The sequence below is a fragment of the Cupriavidus sp. 01T418 genome (assembly GCF_056398885.1).
Window position 1 is genome coordinate 1 of sequence record NZ_JBFTQG010000130.1, and the last position, 912, is coordinate 912.

General features: G+C 36.6%; 2 protein-coding genes. Both read right to left on the bottom strand.

What is annotated here, in order from left to right:
- A partial coding sequence (locus AC1DQ3_RS36535) for a relaxase/mobilization nuclease domain-containing protein (protein ID WP_477124951.1) occupies nt 1–428 on the bottom strand: 428 nt, incomplete at its 3' end.
- A gap of 153 nt (nt 429–581) precedes the next feature.
- On the bottom strand, nt 582–912 hold a 331-nt coding region (locus AC1DQ3_RS36540), incomplete at its 5' end, for a plasmid mobilization protein (protein WP_477124952.1).

Sequence of the window (912 nt, forward strand, 5' to 3'; positions counted from 1 at the left end):
CTTAAACCATGTTCTCGACACACCTCATCATTAAAATCTCTTAAATCACGTAAGGTTTGTTTATTGTTGTTAAATTTTTTCCCTGTCTCAAGATCAATAGCATTAATCACAATATGGTTGTGTACATGATCCGTATCATTGTGTGTATAGACAGTGACTTGATGATTGGGCGCCATTTTCTCAGCGAGTTCTAAACCTAGCTGATTACATTGTTCAGGCGTGACTTCGTCAGGTTTAAACGATTGGATAATCACATGACCTTGATTATCGTCCGTTTTGCCATATAATTCACGAGTGGCTTTGAAACTCGATTTCGCATAGTCTACATCACAATTTAAACCACTTTTTTCAACGGCACGTTTTTCAGCGTAATTAATCGCCCGTGATGTTGATTTGGTGGCACTTAATTTAGTTGTTGCCATCATCATCACGTCGTTTTTCTATTATTTCTTGAATTAAATAACCAATATTGATTACTCCAATAACTAACATAATTATGGCTGTTGTATATGAATGGTTATAAAAATTCCAAATTGAAAAGCCTATAGCAAGTATTAATACAAATAAGCTTGTTACTATTTCTAAATTCTTTCCCATATGTCATTCAACCTTTCACGTAATTCACTGATATTACGTTCTAATGCTTCGTAGTTCGGTGCTTCATGTTGATGTTGGTTGCAATATTTCGCAATCTGATTGGCATTTGCGCCCAACATACTCAAATCTTTCGCTACCGATTGTCGTGTTGTTTGATCCAATTTGGGTGCGACCAATCGGGCGCCTTGTGCCTTTTTCTTAACGAAAGCAGGCACACTCATATTTAAAGTTTCAGCTGATTGTTTCAACTTTAAATATTCGGATTCGCTCACACGAAAACTGATTTGTTTTGGCTCCTTACGGTTGGGTTTACGG